The organism is Providencia sp. PROV073, from assembly GCF_033688125.1.
GTDB lineage: Bacteria > Pseudomonadota > Gammaproteobacteria > Enterobacterales > Enterobacteriaceae > Providencia > Providencia hangzhouensis.
In genome coordinates this window covers 244,098-263,431 of record NZ_CP096353.1, presented here as the reverse complement: position 1 = coordinate 263,431, position 19,334 = coordinate 244,098, and the positions used below count along the sequence as shown (strand labels likewise).

General features: G+C 38.4%; 19 protein-coding genes. All 19 read left to right on the top strand.

Annotated features, from left to right (window positions below; all coding sequences use genetic code 11):
- Window positions 1-59 precede the first annotated feature (59 nt).
- The 19 genes from glnA to M1F17_RS01075 all read left to right on the top strand — a co-directional run bounded on the left by glnA (window position 60) and on the right by M1F17_RS01075 (window position 19,155).
- Complete coding sequence (gene glnA, locus M1F17_RS01165) at window positions 60-1,469, top strand: glutamate--ammonia ligase (RefSeq protein ID WP_004262716.1); 1,410 nt, start codon at window positions 60-62, stop codon at window positions 1,467-1,469.
- A gap of 156 nt (window positions 1,470-1,625) precedes the next feature.
- On the top strand, window positions 1,626-2,675 hold the full coding sequence (gene glnL, locus M1F17_RS01160; RefSeq protein WP_004262719.1) for a nitrogen regulation protein NR(II): 1,050 nt from the start codon (window positions 1,626-1,628) through the stop codon (window positions 2,673-2,675).
- A 9-nt stretch (window positions 2,676-2,684) separates the two neighbouring features.
- Window positions 2,685-4,157, top strand: a complete 1,473-nt coding sequence (glnG, locus tag M1F17_RS01155; protein WP_206277605.1) for a nitrogen regulation protein NR(I) — start codon at window positions 2,685-2,687, stop codon at window positions 4,155-4,157.
- A 552-nt stretch (window positions 4,158-4,709) separates the two neighbouring features.
- Entirely contained in the window at window positions 4,710-5,240 is a 531-nt protein-coding gene (locus tag M1F17_RS01150; protein ID WP_206277872.1) for a fimbrial protein, read from the top strand.
- A 57-nt stretch (window positions 5,241-5,297) separates the two neighbouring features.
- A complete protein-coding gene (locus tag M1F17_RS01145) occupies window positions 5,298-5,966 on the top strand; it encodes a molecular chaperone (RefSeq protein WP_206277873.1) in 669 nt (222 codons plus the stop codon).
- Between the two features lie 25 nt (window positions 5,967-5,991).
- A complete protein-coding gene (locus tag M1F17_RS01140) occupies window positions 5,992-8,514 on the top strand; it encodes a fimbria/pilus outer membrane usher protein (RefSeq protein WP_206277874.1) in 2,523 nt (840 codons plus the stop codon).
- Window positions 8,515-8,528: 14 nt separating this feature from the next.
- Window positions 8,529-9,515: a fimbrial protein gene (locus tag M1F17_RS01135; RefSeq protein ID WP_180312296.1), complete on the top strand. Its 987-nt coding sequence runs from the start codon at window positions 8,529-8,531 to the stop codon at window positions 9,513-9,515.
- An 8-nt stretch (window positions 9,516-9,523) separates the two neighbouring features.
- The gene (locus M1F17_RS01130) at window positions 9,524-10,039 is read left to right on the top strand and encodes a fimbrial protein (RefSeq protein ID WP_180312295.1); all 516 of its coding nucleotides are present in this window, start codon (window positions 9,524-9,526) and stop codon (window positions 10,037-10,039) included.
- 15 nt (window positions 10,040-10,054) lie between these two features.
- A complete protein-coding gene (locus M1F17_RS01125) occupies window positions 10,055-10,552 on the top strand; it encodes a fimbrial protein (RefSeq protein WP_094960814.1) in 498 nt (165 codons plus the stop codon).
- A gap of 153 nt (window positions 10,553-10,705) precedes the next feature.
- Complete coding sequence (locus tag M1F17_RS01120) at window positions 10,706-10,984, top strand: helix-turn-helix domain-containing protein (protein WP_094960815.1); 279 nt, start codon at window positions 10,706-10,708, stop codon at window positions 10,982-10,984.
- Window positions 10,985-11,014: 30 nt separating this feature from the next.
- Entirely contained in the window at window positions 11,015-11,335 is a 321-nt protein-coding gene (locus M1F17_RS01115; protein WP_004262765.1) for a helix-turn-helix domain-containing protein, read from the top strand.
- A gap of 673 nt (window positions 11,336-12,008) precedes the next feature.
- Window positions 12,009-12,533 carry a fimbrial protein gene (locus M1F17_RS01110; protein WP_094960816.1) on the top strand — a complete coding sequence of 175 codons (525 nt, stop codon included), beginning with the start codon at window positions 12,009-12,011 and terminating at the stop codon, window positions 12,531-12,533.
- A gap of 59 nt (window positions 12,534-12,592) precedes the next feature.
- Complete coding sequence (locus M1F17_RS01105) at window positions 12,593-13,261, top strand: molecular chaperone (RefSeq protein WP_115166388.1); 669 nt, start codon at window positions 12,593-12,595, stop codon at window positions 13,259-13,261.
- Window positions 13,262-13,287: 26 nt separating this feature from the next.
- Window positions 13,288-15,798, top strand: a complete 2,511-nt coding sequence (locus tag M1F17_RS01100; protein WP_318837183.1) for a fimbria/pilus outer membrane usher protein — start codon at window positions 13,288-13,290, stop codon at window positions 15,796-15,798.
- 12 nt (window positions 15,799-15,810) lie between these two features.
- Window positions 15,811-16,794, top strand: coding sequence for a fimbrial protein (locus tag M1F17_RS01095; protein ID WP_094960819.1), 984 nt, complete (start codon window positions 15,811-15,813; stop codon window positions 16,792-16,794).
- Between the two features lie 9 nt (window positions 16,795-16,803).
- A complete protein-coding gene (locus tag M1F17_RS01090; RefSeq protein WP_004262778.1) occupies window positions 16,804-17,319 on the top strand; it encodes a fimbrial protein in 516 nt (171 codons plus the stop codon).
- A 13-nt stretch (window positions 17,320-17,332) separates the two neighbouring features.
- Window positions 17,333-17,830, top strand: a complete 498-nt coding sequence (locus M1F17_RS01085) for a fimbrial protein (RefSeq protein WP_036958601.1) — start codon at window positions 17,333-17,335, stop codon at window positions 17,828-17,830.
- A gap of 44 nt (window positions 17,831-17,874) precedes the next feature.
- Complete coding sequence (locus M1F17_RS01080; RefSeq protein ID WP_004262784.1) at window positions 17,875-18,159, top strand: helix-turn-helix domain-containing protein; 285 nt, start codon at window positions 17,875-17,877, stop codon at window positions 18,157-18,159.
- Between the two features lie 9 nt (window positions 18,160-18,168).
- The gene (locus M1F17_RS01075) at window positions 18,169-19,155 is read left to right on the top strand and encodes a fimbrial protein (RefSeq protein ID WP_094960820.1); all 987 of its coding nucleotides are present in this window, start codon (window positions 18,169-18,171) and stop codon (window positions 19,153-19,155) included.
- The last annotated feature ends 179 nt before the right edge of the window (window positions 19,156-19,334 follow it).

The following is a 19,334-nucleotide window of genomic DNA, read 5'->3' as shown; positions in this document are numbered from 1 at the left end:
ACATATTATCAATATGATAGCCTGTGATTTGTTGATTAGACCCGACCAGGAGAGCCGAGATGTCCGCTGAACATGTTTTATCGTTAATTAAAGAGCACAATGTTAGATTTATTGATCTGCGTTTTACCGACACTAAAGGTAAAGAGCAACACATCACTATCCCTGCTCATCAAGTTGACGAAGACTTCTTTGAAGAAGGCCAGATGTTTGATGGTTCATCTATTGGTGGCTGGAAAGGCATCAATGAGTCAGACATGGTATTAATGCCAGACCCATCAACTGCAATGTTAGACCCGTTCTTTGCCGATATCACGTTGATCATTCGCTGCGATATTTTAGAGCCGGGCACGATGCAAGGTTATGACAGAGACCCACGTTCAATTTCAAAACGTGCGGAAGATTTTCTGCGCTCAAGTGGCATTGCCGATATCGTTCTCTTTGGGCCAGAACCTGAATTTTTCGTTTTTGATGACATTCGTTTTGGCAACAACATGCATGGTAGTTACTACCATATCGATGATATCGAAGCGGCATGGAATACTGGAACCAAATACGAAGGTGGTAATAAAGGCCATCGCCCTGCAGTAAAAGGGGGTTATTTCCCAGTTCCACCAGTTGATTCATCACAAGACCTACGTTCAGCCATGTGTACCACAATGGAAGAGATGGGCTTAGTTGTTGAAGCTCACCACCATGAGGTGGCGACAGCTGGCCAAAACGAGGTTGCGACCCGCTTTAATACTATGACTAAAAAAGCGGATGAAACTCAAATTTATAAATATGTTGTTCACAATGTTGCACATGCCTACGGTAAAACAGCCACCTTTATGCCTAAACCTTTAGTGGGCGATAACGGCTCTGGTATGCACTGCCATATGTCTTTATCTAAAGGCGGCGTTAACCTGTTTGCAGGTGACAAATATGGCGGTTTATCCGAAATGGCGCTGTACTACATCGGCGGTATTATTAAACATGCACGTGCACTGAACGCATTTACTAACCCAACCACTAACTCATACAAACGCTTAGTTCCGGGCTTTGAAGCACCTGTAATGTTGGCATATTCTGCACGTAACCGCTCTGCTTCGATTCGTATTCCAGTCGTTGCGAGCACTAAAGCACGCCGTATTGAAGTTCGCTTCCCAGACCCAGCAGCTAACCCATATTTAGCGTTTGCGGCTCAGTTAATGGCAGGCCTTGATGGCATCATTAACAAGATCCACCCTGGTGATGCGATGGACAAAAATTTATATGATTTACCACCAGAAGAAGCCAAAGAAATTCCAACAGTTTCTGGCTCTTTAGACGAAGCATTAGCGGAATTAGATAAAGACCGTGAATTCTTAACCCGTGGTGGCGTATTCACTAATGATGCTATCGATGCGTATATCGAATTAACCCGTGCCGACATTCAACGTGTTCGTATGGCACCACACCCTCTCGAATTTGAAATGTACTACAGTGTGTAACACGCCGTTCCACTGTTAGTCTTTGTTGCCGTGAAGCACTTGCCCCATCTTTTGATGGGGCCTTTTATCTCTAACGTATTTACGCAACAAAAATCAAATATCGGTTGTTTGGTCTATCAGGTATAATGCACCAAAATAGTGCAGGAGCAACATTACATGAAAACCGAACATTTGCCAGCACCGGAACATATTCTCGACTCACTCATTAATAGCGTGCTAATTTTGGATTACGACTTGGTTATCCATTACGCCAACCATGCTGCACTCCAGATCTTAACCCAAAGCCAGCGCAAGCTATACGGTACGCCACTGCCACTATTATTCAGTTATTGTTCGCTCAATGATGAACTCATGCTCAATAGCTTAAAAGATGGCCATAGTTTTACCGAGAACGAAGTCACCTTAGTATTTAACAACCATTCCCACGTGATGTCGTTCAGTGCACAGCCTTTTTCAGAGCAATTTATTTTAGTTGAGCTTTCACAATTAGATAGCCAACGGCGTTTGAGCCAAGAACTCGCACAGAATGCCCAGCAATTGGCTGCCCGCGAACTGATCCGTGGACTTGCTCACGAAATCAAAAACCCTCTCGGAGGTTTGCGAGGCGCTGCGCAATTGCTATCTAAAGCGTTGCCTGACCCACAATTAAATGAATATACTCAAGTGATTATCGAACAGGCCGACCGCTTGCGAGCATTGGTTGATCGGCTGCTTGGTCCACAATATCCAGGGCCAAAAACACAGCAAAGTATTCATCATATTATGGAAAATGTAACGCGGTTGGTGTCATTAGAAAAGCCCGATAATGTGACACTAATTCGTGACTATGACCCAAGCCTGCCCGAATTAGAGTATTACCCAGACCAAATCGAGCAAGTGCTGCTAAATATCACCCGAAACGCCTTACAAGCCCTCGCCGAAACGGGAGGCTATATCACTTTGCGTACACGAACGGCTTTTCAAGTCACACTACAAGGTGAACGTTATCGATTAGCTGCACGTATTGATATTGAAGATAACGGTCCTGGTATTCCATTGGCAATTCAGGATACATTGTTTTACCCCATGGTGAGCGGACGGCCTGATGGCACAGGGCTTGGCCTATCGATTGCTCGCAGTTTAGTTGACCAACACGCAGGAAAAATCGAATTTACCAGTTGGCCAGGCCACACTGAGTTTTCCATTTATCTACCAATTAAGAAATAGGAGATAACCATGACGCAGGGAAAAATTTGGGTGGTTGATGATGATAGTTCCATCCGTTGGGTACTTGAGCGCGCATTAAATAATGCTAACTTTGCTTGTACCTGCTTTGATAGTGCGAATGCAGTGCTCACCGCATTAGAAAATTCACGCCCTGATGTGTTGTTATCTGATATCCGTATGCCAGGCACAAATGGTATTGAGCTTCTGAATACCATCAAGCAATCACACCCGCTTCTGCCGATTATTATTATGACAGCACACTCTGACCTTGATGCTGCCGTAAATGCCTACCAATCAGGGGCATTTGATTACTTACCAAAGCCTTTCGATATTGATGAAACCGTCGCATTAGTCGAACGTGCTCTGAATCATAGCCGTGAACAAAACCATACTAGCCGTGAAGCTAAGCAGCCTGCCCCTACAGTCTCTTCGACCATGATCGGGGAAGCACCAGCGATGCAAGAGGTTTATCGCATTATTGGCCGTTTATCACGCTCATCAATTAGTGTGCTTATTAATGGCGAATCAGGAACGGGAAAAGAGCTGGTTGCCCACGCGTTACATCAACACAGCCCTCGTGCCGACGCCCCTTTTATTGCATTAAATATGGCGGCTATTCCCAAAGACTTAATTGAATCTGAGCTATTTGGCCACGAAAAAGGCGCATTTACGGGTGCGACTCAAGTACGTCAGGGCCGATTTGAACAAGCTAACCATGGGTCATTGTTTTTAGATGAAATCGGCGATATGCCCCTTGATGTACAAACTCGCTTGTTACGTGTTCTGGCTGAAGGCCAATTCTATCGTATTGGGGGTTATACCCCAGTCAATGTAGATGTACGGATTATTGCAGCGACCCACCAAGATCTTGAAAAACGGGTTAAAGAAGGCTTATTTCGCGAAGACTTATTTCACCGGTTAAATGTCATTCGAGTACAATTACCACCGCTACGTGAGCGCACTGAAGATATCCCACGTCTCGCCGATTATTTTCTACAAAATACGGCAAAAGAACTCGGTGTCGAGGCTAAGGTTCTCCACCCTGACAGCGAAAAAATTCTTCAGCGCTATTATTGGTCAGGTAACGTTCGCCAATTGGAGAATGTCTGCCGTTGGTTAACCGTGATGGCAGCAAGCCAAGAAATTTTACCGCAAGATTTGCCCGATGATTTACTTGAAGAGCACCCACAACAAAATGCAGTGGTAAAATCATCACAAGCTGATTCCATGCCAACACAATCATTGTCATCGCAAAATCCTATTTCTGCAGCTCAGTGGTTTGAATTACTGGAAGAGTGGACCGATAACGCGTTAATAGAAGGCAAAGAAGACCTCTTTGCACAGACTATTCCCTTACTCGAACGTACAATGTTAAATTGCGCGTTGAAATACACCAATGGCCATAAGCAAGAAGCGGCCCGTTTATTAGGATGGGGAAGAAACACATTAACTCGAAAATTAAAAGAGCTAGGAATTGAATAACCCCCCAAACTTACTATCCTATTAAGATAGGCATGACTTAATTTATTATTTCATGCTTATCTTAATATTCAATAACGCCATACCAATCTACATCAAAAAAAGATATTAAAACGTTAAATAAATCACCATTAATGATGATTGGTTTCGGATGATACCTTTAATATAATACATTTTAGACTGCTTTTTGTTTTAAAATGAAAAAATTAAAGCACTATAATAATATTAAATGCCATCAAAACACATCATGAGTTAAGTAACAATAAAAAACACCAGTTTAAAATTAATTTAATTATTTAATCTTTATTTAATTCCACTCTAAAATTTATCACCTTAGAAAAACAGCATTTCTTAAAATATCCAAAAATAATCTCCAACCTATAATGTGAATATCAAACTCAAGATATAAAAATGATATTAAAAAAGGGTATTAAACCTAAATTACTCTCATATTGTTTATTTTTAAAATAAAAGCCAAAATACTCACCAGTTGAGTAACTAAATATATTCACTAACTCAACCTCATCATATAAATATCCTCTTGGAGAGTAAAAAATGAAAAAGAATGTCTTTGCCTATTTAATTGCGGCATCGTCTATTTTTGCCATTAATAATGCATTAGCTGCTGATGGAACGATAGATTTTACAGGTGAAATTACCGATCAGGCTTGTCAGTTTGCAACCGGTTCTGATGCATTTACCGTAAACTTAGGGAAAATCTCTAAAACGGCATTACCTAGTACAGGTAGCACCGCAGCAGCAACTAAATTTACTATCAAATTAGAAAACTGCCCGCAAACCGTGACTAGCGCAACGGTTAAATTTGATGCCACCAGTTATGCAGGTGATAATAGTGTACTCCAGTTAACCGACCCTGCTGCAGCGACAACGGCACAAAATGTTGGTATTCAAATTCAGGACGCCACAGGAACAACCGTTCCACTATTTACTGAATCTAGCGCGTATGCATTAAAAGAAAAGACAGTAAATAATTTAGATTTTACCGCTCGTTATATTGCAATGTCTAATAGCGTTGGCGTTGGTCAAGCAAACTCAACCGCAACCTTCACTATCAATTATAACTAATAGGCTTTTAGGGTTTAAATGGATTTAAACCTTATTCCTCTATTCAATGGTACTAATATGAAACGCTTAGTTTATTTTTTTATTTCTTCATTTTTATTGATTAATTTAGCCCATGCAGGCGTTATTATTGGCGGCACTCGTGTTATTTATCATGAGGGAAATAAGGATGTCAGTATTAGTGTCGAAAACCCTGATAAAATCCCTTATTTAATTCAATCATGGATTGATGGTATTGATGAAAATAAGCAATCCGCATTTACTATTACACCTCCATTATTTAGATTAAACTCAGATAAAACCAATGCGCTAAGAATATTTTTAACAGAGAATACCTTACCGACAGATAAAGAATCATTATTTTGGCTGAATATAAAAACGATCCCAGCAACAGAGCGCACGGAAAATTCATTACAAATTGCCTTTAAAACACAAATGAAATTAATTTATCGCCCTTCTGCAATTAAAAATGTTGATTTTATTGAAGAGCAAAAGAAATTAACTTGGTCAAAAACAGGCAATAGGATTACGGTAAAAAACCCGACGCCGTATTTTATGAATTTCCAAAGTATTACCTTTAACGGTAAAAAGGCCAATGACGTCTCTTATGCGGCACCGTTTTCCAGCACTTCTTTTGAAATTAACGATGCCGCCACTCATGGCACGGTGAAATGGGAAGTCATTAATGATTACGGCTCCGCATCTGAACTGGCTGAAGCGAAAATATAGCCCAATATTGATTTAGGTTGTTAAAATGAGAATAAATAAAATATGCTTTAGCCTACTTATTTATTTAGGCTATACGGTACCTTTATACGCTGAAAATGCCATCGATAATAATACAGCACAAGGAAATATCTATTTTGACCCTGATTTCCTAGAGTTGCCTAATAAAGATGCTGTCGATTTAAGCCAATTTGAAAATAACCAACAATTGGCGGGTAACTATTACGTTGATATTTATGTCAATACCAACTTAATCGGGGCAAAAAGTTTAAAGTTTGATAAAAATACTGAGAATAAACTGGTTCCTTGCTTAACTTTGGATGATTTAAAAAGCTTCGATATTAAAATTGCAGATTATCCTGAGCTACAAAATAGCCAAACAAGCTGCGTCAATTTAGCAATCATTCCTGATGCAACAAGCCAGTTTGAATTTGATTCACAGCGGTTATACCTAAGTATTCCGCAAATCGCGCTGGCGAAAAACCCGAGGGGTTATGTTGACCTTGCCGATATCGATAACGGTATTACCGCCCTATTACTGAATTACAGCTATAGCGGTTCTAAAAATACCGATCGTAGCGGTGGAGAAGACACCTCCTCAAACTACGTCAATTTACGCCCCGGCTTAAATATTGGGGCATGGCGTCTGCGCAACTATACCACGTGGTCCAACAGTACAGGGCAGTCCAATAAATGGGATACTATTTATACTTACGCCTCCCGTGGGATCAACCACATAAAAAGCCAGCTAACCTTGGGAGACAGCGTTTCTCCGTCAGAGGTGTTTGACAGTGTACCGTTTCGTGGGGCGCAGCTCGCCACCGATGATGATATGTACCCTGAAAGTCTGCGCGGCTATGCGCCAATTGTGCGTGGGATAGCCCGCAGCAACGCACAGGTCACCATTCGCCAAAACGGTTACACCATCTACCAAACCGATGTGGCAGCAGGCCCCTTTGAAATCACTGACCTCTATCCAACCGGCAGCAGCGGTGACTTACATGTGACGATAAAAGAGTCGAACGGCAGCGAACAGGTGCAAATTGTACCCTTTGCCTCACTCCCCGTGCTGCAACGTGAGGGTTATTTATCTTATAGCACCACCGCAGGTGAATACCGTTCATATGATAGCCATGTAGATAAAACCAAATTTGGTCAGTTCACTTTGGTATACGGTTTACCCTATGGCATCACTATGTTCGGAGGAAGTCAGTTCAGTGAAAAATACCAATCTTATTCGATAGGTGCTGGGCAAAACTTGGGCCGCTTCGGGGCGCTGTCTATTGATATTACCCAATCTCACGCCAAAATGCGTGATGACAGCAAAGAACGTGGTCAGTCTTACCGCTTTAGATATAACAAAAACCTCAATGATATCGGCACCAATATTGCTTTGGCAGGTTACCGCTATTCGACCCAAGGGTATTACAGTTTATCCGAGGTGTTTGATACCTTCCGTGATACCACTTACACTCCTGAAATCGAACGCCGCCGTAATCGCGGTGAAATCACCCTCAGCCAAAACCTAGGGGATACTTACGGTTCTATTTCAATGGGTTATATTAATGAAGATTATTGGAATAGTGACCGCAAAACACAGTCAGCAACCCTTGGCTATAACAATAGCTGGCAAGGGATCAGTTACGGGCTGAATTACACCTATAACAAGAATACCAGCAGCTATTCGCAGAGTGCTGGGGCAAAAAAATACAGTGATGAAGACCATTTATTTACTTTTTCGGTCAATATTCCGTTCAGTTTGTTTGAAGATACCGCCTACATTAACTTTGCCAGTAACCACAGTAGCCGAGACTCCAGTTCGAGTAGCGTCGGTGTATCAGCATCTCACCTGAACAACCGTTTAAATTGGAGCATGCAACAAAGTTTAGCCGATCAGGGGCAAGGCAGTTCTGGTAATGCGAACTCCACCTATAAAGGCAGGTATGGTGAAATTTCTGGTGGTGCGAGCTATAGCAAAGATAGCTATAACCTGTACTACGGAACTAACGGCAGCCTTGTCGCCCACGCGGGTGGGTTAGTGTTAGGGCAACAATTAGGTGAGACCGCTGCGCTGGTAGAAGTGCCTGATGCAGGGAATGTTCCCATATTAAACCAAGCGGGCGTAGTAACCAATAACCAAGGTTATGCGTTAGTGCCGTACGTCACCGCTTACCGCAAAAATACCATCGACATTGATACCTCGGCGTTACCTGACAACACGGAAATGGAACTCACCAGCCAGTCAGTCTCCCCAAGCCGTGGTGCGCTAGTGAAATCCAGTTTCACCGCTAATGTCGGTTATCGCGCCATTATGGTATTGAATTTTGCAGATGGGAAGCCCGTGCCATTTGGCGCTCAGGCCATATTTAATGACAACCCACAGTTAAATAATTTAGTGGGTAATGATGGCGAAATTTATTTATCCGGTTTGGCAGAAAGTGGTCACTTTATTATTCAATATAACGAGAAACAGCAGTGTCAGGTTAATTACAACTTAGCCGGCATTTCAAATTATATGGGGTTATATAAAACCGCTGCCATATGCCGATAAACAGGAAATCAGTAATGAAAAAATTAATAGTTAACTCCGTATTGGCTGTGGGATACTTGTATGCCGGGCATGCTAATGCAATCTGTGTACAAAATCCTGCATTAAATAATGTTATAACAACCGTGACTCCACGCACATTTAATATACTTTATGATGATAACAGTGTTCGCGACTTATCTATTTTTGAGCACAGATATGTAAGTGGAAGTCCTTACGCGATAACAACTTACCCTGGGACATGTGGAAATATACGCTGGAAATACGCTTATGCAAATAGTTGGAAACCTAATGCTAACTATATTGCCAGTACAAATATTCCTGGAATTGGCGTAAAAATAATGCACGACAGATTTTATCTTAATAGTGGGCCGGAACCATTTTATGCTCCTTATGATAATGTTCATCATTCTCTTCGAATTAATACCCCCATGTGGACAGTCACATTCATAAAAACTGGGCGGGTAACACAATCAGGAGCATTATCATCGGGTGCCATTGGCCATGCTCTCGCATATAACCCCTACCCAAGAACAACCTTTACCTTAGCGAGTTTATATTTTCCTACTGACCAAATTAAAGTCAACATTCTCCAATGTTCACTGAAAAATAACCAATCCGTTTATAATATTGAGCTGGGTGACTGGCGAGATACTCAGTTTACAAATATTGGAGATGCTAGTGATGTTATTGATGTTCCAATTACATTAACCTGCAATCCGGGAACAAATATTAAAACTACCGTTACCAGTTCCTCAGGCTATATTGATCAAAATACAGGGAAACTTGCTTTATCTGGTACAGATAAAGCAACTGGCGTAGCAATTCAACTCCTAGATAAAAACAATACCCCCATAAAGCTAAATACAAGTAACATTTCACAAAGTAATGTTCCTGAAGGCGACTATATTTTTGGCTGGAAAGCCCGTTATATTAAAACGGCAGATAAAATCACTCCCGGAAGTGCGAATGCAACAGCCACCGTTAATATTCGCTACGAATAGAGGTTCTCATGAAAAAAACAATATTAACCCTATTGACTATCAATATTTTAAGTCAGCCATTATTAGTTAATGCGGCGGATACGGTAACATTAAATTTCAAAGGTAATATTAAAGCAGCGACCTGTAATATTTCTGGGGGAAACAATATTGATATTGACTTAAAACGTTTACCTATTGATATATTTAGTGGCGCGCAGACAGGGTCCGACTGGAGAAATTTTGATATTCATTTAAATAATTGTTCGTCATTTATCAATCAAATCAAACTGACATTTGCAGGCACTGCGGACACAGCTGATACGACTAGCTTATATAAAAACCTAGGTACTGCTCAAAATATAGCTGTGCAATTACAAAGCGGTGATGGTGCCACACCGTTAGGTAATCAAAAAATATTACAAGTGCCCTTAAATGGGCAATCTGATGTCGCTATTCCACTGCGTACGCGGGCTGTTAGCATGGCAGGTAATGTCGTGGCTGGCTCTATTTCAGCCAATATTACCGCCACCATCACCTATTTATAAACCGGAGCATATAATATGAAGAAAATAGTGCTGTTATTCTGTCTTGCTTCCAGCCCCGTATTGGCAACAGACCAGCAAATTAATATCAATGTACATGGTTATGTCGCAGTTATGCCCTGTGAATTAGAAACCATCAATCATGTCATTGACCTGAAAAAAGTGAATGTTTGGAATATTCGGGATACACAAACTTCACCGTGGGTTGATTTCTCAATTAAATTGAAAAATTGCCCTATGGGTACCAAGGAAGCCATTATGGAAATTAAAGGCACCCCAGATTCAACCACAACGGATTATTTTATCAACACCGGTAGTGCTAAAAATGTCGCATTAAACTTAGCTCACCATGCAAATAAAACCACGATAAAAAATGGTGAAAAAATTACGGTGCCCGTTAATGAACAAACCCGCAAAGTTGATATTCCGCTATCAGCGAGAATGGCAGGCTATGGCTCAGGTATGACAAGTGGTTCATTTAATAGCCACCTTGATTTTACATTTGTTTATCATTAACAAGGTCTGGCTATTATATTAACTAATATCCAAATAAAAACTGTATACGTGTGATTTAAATCAAGATAAAAACCATAGTACCTGATAGATGTATCTTGAAGGTACAAGGCATTCTTTTACTTATTAAGAATAAAAAATCAATGAGGTTGAATAATGAGCAATTATTACCCTGTCTCTGCGGTTATTGGTAATAAAATAAAGTCATTGCGTAAAAATAAAGGACTCTCTCTTACTGCCCTTGCTAAAACTGTTGGAATTAGTGAGCAACAGCAACTACGTTATGAACGAGGAAATAATCGAATATCGATAGATAGGCTAAAGCAATATTCTAATTATTTTGATATTAATATAATTTATTTCTTTTCATTTAGTGAAGATGAAAAAACAAAAATTAAAAATGGTTATGAAATTAAAAAATCATTTTATTTATAGTATTTTTACTTAATCATTATTGGTTATCGTATGAAAAAAAACACCTCTAAAATTGTCGGAGCGCGGATCCGCACACTAAGAAAAGACCAAAACATGAGTATTCAGCAACTCAGTACATTACTTGGGATTAGTCAGCAGCATCAATCTCGCCATGAATTAGGCGAAATCCGAATTCATGTTGATACGTTATATTCTATTTCCGAAATACTCGACCTTGATATTCAAGAGTTAATTGTTGACTTTGCTATCCCAATACCAGTTAACACAATGAGTAATAAACAGAATAGAAAAAAAATGTTGCAAGCAGAAAGCCTATTATCACCAGAACATAATTTCAATTTATACAAATAGCGTTAATACAAAACTAAATTTATTTATAGGAAATTTATAGTCATGACAACTGTAGCTAAAGGTAACTATAAGTAAAAAATCTCTCACGTAGCCTTAACATAGCGAATTAAAATTAAGGCTACTTAATTGAATTTAATAAGAACATTTTGATAGTCATTTAATGTTTCCTTAAAACCAAGGTTACCCCCTATTTTTATTCATTTACTGAATGGCAACACCATTTTCTCTATAAAAAACCAAATAAATAGCACATTTAGACCTACTAAATCCGATAACTATACTATTATTTCATTTTTCGATAGTAAAAATACAACATCCACTGTATGTGGTCTAATAAGTCAAAACCTTATAATCCCAAATTATCACCATATGAGAGATAAATTAAATTTATATCCCTCCTTGTAATTATTCTTAGTTTTATATCGTTATTTAACTTTAGTGAAAAAATCAAAAAAAATTATATTTAACTTAGCTCAATATAGTGTATTAATCCTTCTCTTATAATGTGTTAACTTAATTAAAAAAATTAAATACTTTAAAATTTAATTATATTTTACCAAATTTTACAAAACTTGTTTATTTTAATAAATAGTTTCAAAATACTCTCCAATTGAGTAATTGGTAATTCCACCTACTCAATAAAAATAAATAATTATCTTTTGGAGAAAAACAAATGAAAAAGAACTTACTTGCATCATTAATTGCTGCAACCTCAATCTTTGCTGTTAATAATGCATTAGCAGCAGATGGTACTATCGACTTTACAGGTGAAATCATCGACCAAGCATGCGAATTAGCAGCTGGCTCTGATGCACTAAAAGTAAACTTAGGACAAGTATCTAAAAAAGCATTACCAAACGCAGGAAGTACAGCGGCAGCAACTAAATTTACGATCAAATTAATTAATTGCCCTGCTACAGTAACAACGGCTTCAGTAAAATTTGATGCTGATTCTTATATTGGTGATGATGAAGTTATTAAATTAAAAGAAGAAACTGGCGTTGCAACTGGCGTTGGAATTCAAATTACTGATGATACGAATAAAATTGTTCCATTATTTACTGCCTCTAAAGCATATCCATTACAACAAAATGTGGAAAATAATTTAGATTTCAGAGCACGTTATATTGCTAAGTCTGACACAGTGACTCCTGGTCCTGCAAATGCGACAGCAACTTTCACAATCAATTATAACTAAGTAATAAATAAGGTTTAAAAGGACTTAAGCCTTATCTAATAATAATCAATGGTGGTATTATGAAATCTATTATCTATATTTTCATTTCCTTACTTGCACTAATAAATACTGCGAATGCTGGTGTTATTATTGGTGGAACCCGTGTTATTTATAATGAGGGAAACAAAGATGTCAGCATCAGCGTAGAAAATCCAGATAAAATCCCTTATTTGATTCAATCTTGGATAGATAATATAGATGAAAAAAAACAGTCTGATTTTTCTATCACACCACCATTATTTAGGCTAAATGCAGATAGAACTAATGCGCTTAGAATATTTTTAACAGAAAATAAATTACCTAATGATAGAGAGTCATTGTTCTGGTTAAATATAAAAACTATTCCAGCAACAGAAAGAACAGAAAACTCATTACAAATTGCCTTTAAAACACAAATGAAATTAATTTATCGCCCTAAAGCATTAAAAGATGTTAATTTTATTGAAGAGCAAAAAAAATTAGTGTGGTCTAAATCTGGAAATAAAATTACGGTTAAAAACCCAACACCTTATTTTATGAATTTCCAGAGCATCAGCTTTAACGGAACAAAGGCTAATGATGTTTCTTATGCTGCACCTTTCTCAAGTGCGACTTTCGAGGTTAATAACTCAAATACTAATGGAACAATTAAATGGGAAGTTATTAATGATTATGGTGCAGCACCAGAAGCACTCGAAAAGAAAATATAAAACTATAAAATAAGTTGGGCTTTATCATGAAAATAAATAAAATATCTCTAGGCCTACTATTATATTTAGGCTATACCGCATCGCTATATGCTGAAGAAAAAACAGAAAATAATGTCTACTTTGATCCTGACTTTTTAGAGCTACCGAATAAAGATTCGGTTGATTTGTCACAGTTCGAGAATAATGAGCAATTAGCCGGTGACTACTATGTTGATATTTATGTCAACACCAACTTAATTGGTGCTAAAAATCTTAAATTTGAAAAAAATAGCCGTAACCAATTAGTTCCATGTTTATCACTTGCTGATATTAAAGAGTTTGGTATCAAAACAGCGGAATACCCTGAATTACAAACCGCAGGAAGTCACTGTGTAAACCTTGCAGCGATTCCTGATGCCACAAGTAATTTTGAGTTTGATTCTCAACGTTTATATTTAAGCATCCCCCAAATCGCATTGGATAGAAACCCAAGGGGTTACGTTGACTTAGCCAATATCGATAATGGGATCAACGCACTGCTATTAAATTATAGCTATAACGGCTCTAAGAATTACGATCGTAAAAGTAGTGGTTCGGATAACACATCCCATTATGTAAATTTAAGACCTGGCTTAAATATTGGAGCATGGCGGCTACGCAATTACACAACATGGTCAAGTAGTACCGACCAATCCGGTAAATGGGATACCATCTATACCTACGCATCACGCGGTATTAATAGCATCAAAAGTCAGTTGACCTTGGGAGATAGTGTCTCACCTTCGATGGTTTTTGATAGCGTGCCATTTCGTGGTGCTCAGCTTGCGACAGATGATGATATGTCCCCTGAGAGTTTACGCGGCTATGCGCCCGTTGTACGTGGGATTGCTCGTAGCAACGCACAGGTGACGATCCGCCAAAATGGTTACATTATCTACCAAACCGAGGTGGCTGCGGGCCCTTTTGAAATCAATGACTTATACCCAACGGGGGGAAGCGGTGATTTGCATGTCACCATCAAAGAATCCAACGGTAGTGAGCAATATCAAATCGTTCCTTTTGCTTCATTACCTGTATTGCAACGTGAAGGATATTTTTCTTATAGCGTAACGGGCGGAGAATACCGCGCTTATGACAGTAGCATTGATAAAACAAAATTTGGCCAATTTACCTTAATCTATGGTCTACCTTATGGTATTACCGCTTATGGTGGTAGCCAAGTGAGTGAGCATTACCAATCTTACTCCATCGGCGCAGGCCAAAACCTTGGGCGATTTGGTGCGTTATCCATTGACGTTACCCATGCAAATTCAACGCTAAGTAATGACGTTAAGGAAAAAGGCCAATCATACCGTTTCCGCTATAACAAAAATATCAACGATATTGGTACTAATATCGCATTGGCTGGTTATCGTTATTCCACTAAAGGTTTTTACAGTTTAGCGGAAGTCTTTGACGGCTATAGAAATACAAACTATATCCCTGAAATTGAACGCCGCCGTAATCGCGGTGAGATCACCCTCAGCCAAAACTTAGGGGATAACTTTGGTTCAATCTCCGTAGGCTATATCAATGAAGACTACTGGAATAGTGACCGTAAAACTCAGTCTGCCACCGTGGGTTATAACAACAGTTGGCAAGGCATTAGTTATAGTTTGAATTATACCTATAACAAAAATACCAATAGCTACTCATATACTTCCGATAGCCGTACGAAAAGTGAAGATGATCATCAGCTTGCCTTCTCTGTCAGTGTGCCATTTACCGTGTTTGATAACACCTTCTATTACAACTTTAACAGTAATAGTAGCAGCAACGGCCCAAGCACAGGCAGTATTAGGCTTTCCGCTTCACAACTTAATAACCGCTTAAATTGGAGCATGCAGCAGGGTTTCACCACTCAAGAACAAGGTACGAGCGGTAATATGAACGCTTCTTATAAAGGCCAATATGGTGAAATTTCAGGTGGAACAGGCTATAGCAAAGACAACTATAACCTCTATTACGGTGTTAATGGTAGCTTAGTGGCTCACTCTGGCGGCCTTGTACTCGGTCAACAATTAGGCGAAACCGCGGCTATTGTTGAAATCCCAGATGCAGGTGATGTACCAGTATTAAACCAAGCAGGGGTTGTCACTAATAACCAAGGTTATGCACTCGTGCCTTATGTCACGGCTTATCGTAAAAATGTGATTGATATTGATACTTCTGAACTACCTGAAAATACGGAAATGGAGTTAACCAGCCAAAGTGTTGCACCAAGCCGTGGCGCTCTAGTGAAAGCCAGCTTTGCCGCAAATGTCGGGTACCGAGCCATCATGATATTAACCTTTGCTGATGGTAACCCCGTACCTTTTGGTGCTCAGGCGATATTTAAAGATAATCCTCAGCTAAATAATATAGTGGGCAATGATGGCGAAATTTATTTATCTGGTTTAGCTGAAAATGGCAGCTTTACCATTCAATATAACGATAAACAACAATGCCAAGTAAATTATAACTTAGCAGGTATATCGAATTATATGGGGTTATATAAAACAGCTGCAATTTGTAAATAATCGGTGATATAAATGAAAAATTTATTCTATAAGTCTACTTTTATATTTATAAGTCTATTTTTATATTCAAGCTATACAAATGCAGCCTGTATCCAGAATCCAAGATTTAATAATATACAAGTGAATATTCCTACAGCAACTTATAACATTCAGTATGATGATATAACTACCAGAGAATTAGGGGCACTAAGTGTCCGTTATTTATCTGGTTCGATGACAACTACCTATTCTGAAGGAAATGGGAGCTGTGGTATATCTTACTTATATGGTGATTTTATTAATAACTGGGTTCCCAATAATGGTGTTGCAACATCAAATATTCCTGGTATCGGTATTTCAGTTCAAACTGCATCAATAGGTGGAGATTTCAATCGTTGGTTTGGCCCTTCCTCAAGTGGCAAGCAACCATGGGAAATATCAGATACCGTTTGGTATATTAAAATAAAAAAAATAGGGCAGGTAACCTCGTCAAATACCCTGCGCTCTGGCCCAGTAGCTCAATTAACTCAAAAAAATCAGACGCCCATTAGCACTTGGTATCTAACAACCTTAAACATGCCTGCAAATGCGATTCGTATCAATGTACTTAGCTGTTCATTAAAGAACAACCAGTCAACCTACAATATTGATATGCAAGATTGGTATGATACACAATTCCCTAATATAGGCTCAACCAGTGCGCCTGTAGATATTCCAATTACCTTAACATGTGCAGCGGGTACCAATATTAAAGCGACGGTCACAAGTTCTAAATATGAAGATACCGCTACAGGAAAATTAGCTCTAACGGGACCTGATAGCGCCACTGGTGTCGCAATACAATTGCTAGATAAAAATAATAACCCGATCAAGTTGAACACTTTAAATAGCCTGCAAAATAATGTGCCGGCTGGTGATTATATGTTTGATTGGAAAGCTCGCTATATCAAAACGGCAGATAACATCACGCCGGGTACAGCGAATGCCTCTGCTACTGTAAATATTCGCTATGAGTAGGAATAAAAAATGAAAAAAATATCTAAAAATTTACTTTTACTTAGTAGCTTAATATTCAGTGGGAATTTATTTGCTGCTAGCACAGTGACATTGAACTTTACCGGAAATATTAGAGCCGCAACTTGCAATATTACCGGTGGGAATAATATTGATATTGACCTGAAAAATATTTCTGCTGATGTATTTCGTAATGCGAGTTCAGGTTCTAACTGGAACACATTTAATATTAGCCTAAATAATTGTTCATCTTTTATTAATCAAGTAAAACTGACGTTTACAGGAACCGCAGATACTGCGGATGCAGCAAGCTTATACAAAAATCAAGGTACGGCTAAAAACTTAGCCGTTCAACTACAAAATGGTAATGGAACAACCGCTTTAGGTAACCAAAAAGTATTACAAGTTCCGACAAATGGGCAAGCGAATATTAATATTCCATTACGCACACGCGCCTTTAGCTCATTAGGTAATGCCACTCCGGGAACTATTTCCGCCAATATTACGGCAACAATTACCTATTTATAAAAGAGAAAATAATATGAGACATTTTATCCTATTACTATCACTAATGAGCTGTTCTTTAACTGCATTTGGGCTAACAGCAAATATTAAAGTGCATGGCGTCGTTATTGCTGCTCCTTGTGAGGTTGAAAAAAATAATTATTTAATCGATTTGAAAAAAATTAATATTTGGAATATCAAAGATACGCAAAAATCTCCGTGGGTTGATTTTTCCGTGAAGCTAAAAAATTGCCCTGTAGGCACCACCAAAGCTGTAATGAAAATATCAGGTACGCCAGACTCAACAATAACTGAACATTTTATTAATAATGGTACAGCGAAAAATGTGGCATTAAATTTAGCCAATACCGGCAATAAAACAACAATAAAAAATGGCGATACCATTACCGCGAATGTTAATACTCAAACGCGAAATGTTGAAATCCCATTATCTGCAAGAGTCTCGGGTTATGGAAGTGGTATGGTTGCAGGTTCATTTAAAAGCCATTTAGAATTTACATTTACATATCAGTAAGTAAGTTTGTTTTAATTATATCAGTTTTAATAGGGGAAAGCGGTATGCCTAATTACTATCTTATATCAAAAATAATTGGCAATAAAATCACCTATTACCGAAAAATGAAAGGCATGACATTAGAAAATTTATCTAATATCGTGGGTGTGAGTGAACAACAACAGTCACGCTATGAGCGTGGTATTAATCGAATTAATATTGATAGGCTTTATCATTACTCTAAGATATTTGAAATTGATATTATGGCTTTTTTTATTTTCAATTCTAGAGAGATCAATGAGATTGAGCATGCAGAAGAAAAATATTTAAATAAAAAAAGTAAATGTTAAGGATATTTTATGACTAAAAAGAAAATTTTACTGGTAATAATAGGCTCGGTTTTTGCTTATTCTGCATATACACAAGCGGCCTGTATTCAAAATCCTAATTTACGGAATGTTGTGGTGAATGTACCAGCAAGAACCTATTCGCTGCAATATGATGATACAGGGGCTCGCGATTTAGCCACTATTCAGGTCAATTTTAAAGGCTCACAAGTCAATACATTTTCAGGCCCAAAAAGTAATGGTGAATGTGGTGATGCCTACTTACACGCTGACTATGTCAATGGTTGGGTACCAAACGGCAATAAAATTGCAGCCAGTAATATACCGGGCATCAGCATTCAAGTGAAAGCAACCAATATCGGTTTTTTAAATACACGTTATGGACCACCAACAGCAGCTAACCCAGCCGCTTGGACTATTGCTAACCCATATTGGACGATTACCATAAAAAAAACAGGACAAGTCACACAAGGGGGAAATTTAAAGGCAGGGCATGTGGGAAGACTAACACAGCGTAACCCTGCGCCACATAACAGTACGTGGAATTTAACATCGCTGAATATTCCAGCAGGTGCTATCAAAATTAATGTATTAAAGTGCTCAACAAAAGCGACAAGTTACAATGTTAACTTAGGGACTTGGTATGATACTCAGTTTAAAGCTATTGGCTCTACTAGCAATAGTGTCAATATACCCATTACATTAAGCTGCGCTGCAGGCACCAATCTAAAAGTGACAGTCACAAGTAGTGCTGGGTATGTTGATATCAATACAGGGAAGATTAAATTGTCTGGGCAAGGTCAAGCGACTGGAGTCGCCATTCAATTATTGGATAGAAACAGTAACCCGATAAAGCTCAACTCAAAGTTCACTTTGCAAAACAATGTTGCAGGTGGCGATTATATTTTTAATTGGAAAGCTAGATATATTAAGACTGCTAATAATATAACTGCAGGAACTGCAAACTCAACAGCTTCGGTTAACATAAGATATGAATAAATAGCATCCAACATTAATCATAAAAAGATATTAATTTATTTATAACTTGATTTTTATTGCTAACATCGAAAAATATCATCGAACAATTGATAAATAGCAAATTTACTATTTTATTAAAATGGTTAAGATAGAGAGGTAATCTTTCATCGTGTTTAGTTAGAAATAAAAAATATAATTAT